Genomic DNA, 2,823 nt, shown 5'->3' with positions numbered 1-2,823 from the left:
CAGCGCAACGTGATGTCCGACGCCCGCGGTCGCTTCATAGGAAAGTAGGTTACGGGTTGATGTCTCGAAGAACTTCATCACCGCCGAGTCTTCCCACGAAGGGGAGTTCGTTACGTCCACAACGACCGACGCACCTTTCAGCGCTTCGGCCAGTCCCTCGCCTGTGATTGTGTTGACGCCGGAATTAGGAGATGCGGCGACTGCCTCGTGCCCCTGCTCGCGCAATTTGTTAACGAGCTTTGACCCGATTAGTCCACTGCCCCCGATCACTACGATTTTCATGACTGCCACCTCCGCTTTCCGTGTACCCCCATACGTGTCGTGAACGTCAGCACCAGATTGTATTGGCCCGTGACGCTCGCGTCCTGAGCAACTGGTGGCGGCGTAGGCGAATAAGCTGAACCTGCGCCGCATCCGCAAACGCCGATCATCGCGGCGATGATCCCCGCGGTGACGCGCGTAGGCGACTTCATGTACGTGAAAGACCTAGGCCTTCCGATTGTGCGTGGATTTTGCATGTTTCACCTCAAAACTGCGAATTGATGGAGCGCGAATGAAAAACTGACTTAACTTTGCATGCCCTGGGCTATTTCTTTGGTTTGGCTAGCTACTTGATTGGAGAGGTTCGATAAACGTGATTGCGCGTATCAGACGCGCTTTGAATATCAACGGAGTAAAGGATTTGGAACCGTTGACTGTGCAGCTGGACGCGCGTTGGGGCGAAGGGAACTTCTATCTGCGAAAATCAGAATACAGGACAAACAAATCGGAGGAGGTTGTCTCAGCACCCACGACGGTAGGTGCGCAATGAGGGTGCGCGCCGCACGCGAAATTCTGCCTATCAAGCGGGACAGAATTCGAAGTCCTCTCACTTAACGTCGGCGTGCATTGTTGTCGACCAGCCTTGCTGATCGTGAAGTCATTAGAGGTGTTGTCGATCAATGACAGCAGCTCTGGGATCTCTGCAGATGCGATCCCGCACAAGAGGAAGCACACTGCGAGGGATAACAGCAGTCGGTCGAGGATGGAACGATGGGTAAGCATCCCAGGTGCCTGATCTACTGCTTCTACGCTTGTTTCGTGATTGACGCAAGATATTTAGGTTCGATCCAGAGAAAAAGACGTACGGTGCCGTACTCTACCCGTCGCCGGGCACATCTGTTTCTGAGATAATTCTGGCCGGATCTTCGCAAAAAAAAGCACAGAAGCACCAGCAGTGGTTTCTAACGCGCACCCCGAAGGGTTGTGGTTACCGAAGACTCCGTCCGATTCGGACCAAAGAAGAGCGATCTTCGGCGGAGCCTGAAGAGAAAAGGGCGCGGGCCAAGGAGAACATCGTTCAACCCAACACCACCCCGACGCAGTGCGGGGCACGAGTGTTCCAGGGAATGAGCGGTGTGCGAGTAGCAGCATTACTCGCCTTCTCCAGGGTGGGAGCCGTAGGCGGTAATGCCGCTTGTACGGCCCTGTGCGGGGGGCGATCAGCGATGATCGTCCCTATCGCGACACTCAGGCCGGTGGTCGCAGAGCAAGAACTAGCCGACCTGTCTTCGCGCGCTCCGCGCGATGGAAGGTTGCGACCCGACAGCAATGTCAAAAGCTGGTTATTCACCATTCTGCGTAATATTTGGCTGAACCAATTACGTCAGCGGAAGATTGCCCCGGATATGGTCGGGCTGGATGCGGATGAGCAGGTCGCGAATCGGGCGGTGGATTCCTCGAGAGATCCCCATGCGGCCTAAGTGAGCGACTTGGAGGGCGAGCAAGTCCGGCACGCGATCGAGCAGCTCCCTCTGGAGTTCCGCGAGGTCATTTTATTGCGCGAATATGAAGAGCTTTCCTATGAGAACATTGCAGCGATGCTGGAATGCCCTGCCGGTACGGTCATGTCGCGACTGGCCAGAGCGCGCTCCAAGCTTCGCGATCTGCTTGTGGCAACAGCTAAGCACCGGGAACGAACAGCGACAATGGTTCGCCAACGGTTGTGGACGACGAAGCGCGATTTGAGCAGAAAAGGTGGAAGTGAAAGCGCGGTGCTTCTTTTTGCTGAGAAATTAGGGAATATTTCCATCCTTTGCGTGTTTTGTAGTCGGTGCAGGTTTAATACCCCAAACACTCCCAGCAACAAGGATACGGCATGAGCCCCTGCGATGAGTTTAGCCTCAAGGCGCTGAGTTATCTGGACGATCGCCTGCACGGGCAGGAATTAGATGAGTTTCGCGCGCACCTTGAAGTCTGCTCGAATTGCCGGATGAGCCTAGAGACTGAGCGGGCTCTCTCACAGCTTCTACACCGATCCCGACCGTTATATTCCTCCCCACCTGCGCTTCGCGCTCGCGTGGCCGCAGTTCTTGAACAGCACAGCGCCTCGATCGGCGCCCACGAGAATTTCTACGATCGTCTCTTGCGCAGAGTGGGAAGTGGGCTCACTGACCCTGTTCGGCGTGTTGCAAGGCTTAGGCTGATAATGGCCACCCTTGCTGTGACGGCCTTAATTCTCGCGTTTGTGCCTAGTGCCATGCGTCAGGTGCGCGCTGGAAACTATGTGGAAACGGCCGTAGCTACTCACCGCAGCTATCTAGATGGCAATCTAGTTCTCGGAATTCGCTCGGATTCTCCGGAGCAGGTGACGTCATGGTTTACGGGCAAAGTCCCGTTTCAGTTTCGATTGCCTCAATCCACGCCGGGCATACCTGCGTACCAACTCTCCGGCGCAAGTCTGGTGAGTTACCAGGGGAGTCCGGCAGCCCTGGTAATCTACGAAAAGCAGAAAGAGAGAATCAGTCTCTTGGTGGCATCAAGCCAGTCTGCCGTGGTCGCCGG

Annotated in this window: 5 protein-coding genes; 3 read left to right on the top strand and 2 right to left on the bottom strand. The window is 55.6% G+C overall.

All coding sequences use genetic code 11. From position 1 onward, the window contains the following. A partial coding sequence (locus VNX88_07820) for an NAD-dependent epimerase/dehydratase family protein (protein ID HWY68558.1) occupies positions 1-282 on the bottom strand: 282 nt, incomplete at its 3' end. After that, positions 279-518, bottom strand: coding sequence for a hypothetical protein (locus VNX88_07815; GenBank protein HWY68557.1), 240 nt, complete (start codon positions 516-518; stop codon positions 279-281). The genes VNX88_07815 and VNX88_07820, both read right to left, overlap by 4 nt. Positions 519-1,487: 969 nt before the next feature. Here VNX88_07815 and VNX88_07810 point away from each other — a divergent pair. From VNX88_07810 to VNX88_07800, 3 genes are all read left to right on the top strand, one after another. Then, on the top strand, positions 1,488-1,742 hold the full coding sequence (locus tag VNX88_07810; protein ID HWY68556.1) for a hypothetical protein: 255 nt from the start codon (positions 1,488-1,490) through the stop codon (positions 1,740-1,742). A gap of 9 nt (positions 1,743-1,751) precedes the next feature. After that, positions 1,752-2,141 carry a sigma factor-like helix-turn-helix DNA-binding protein gene (locus tag VNX88_07805; protein HWY68555.1) on the top strand — a complete coding sequence of 130 codons (390 nt, stop codon included), beginning with the start codon at positions 1,752-1,754 and terminating at the stop codon, positions 2,139-2,141. Positions 2,142-2,467: 326 nt separating this feature from the next. Continuing rightward, positions 2,468-2,823 (top strand): hypothetical protein (locus VNX88_07800; GenBank protein ID HWY68554.1); only part of this gene is annotated, 356 nt, incomplete at its 3' end.

It is taken from the genome of Terriglobales bacterium, assembly GCA_035567895.1.
Taxonomy (GTDB): Bacteria; Acidobacteriota; Terriglobia; order Terriglobales; family Acidobacteriaceae; genus Gp1-AA112.
Note: the sequence above shows the minus strand (reverse complement) of the source record. Positions and strands in the feature narration are given on the sequence as shown.

What these genes read in the sequence shown, in the direction of transcription:
- VNX88_07815 (HWY68557.1), bottom strand. Translation starts at nt 518, where the DNA reads ATGCAAAATCCACGCACAATCGGAAGGCCTAGGTCTTTCACGTACATG.
- VNX88_07810 (HWY68556.1), top strand. Translation starts at nt 1,488, where the DNA reads ATGATCGTCCCTATCGCGACACTCAGGCCGGTGGTCGCAGAGCAAGAA.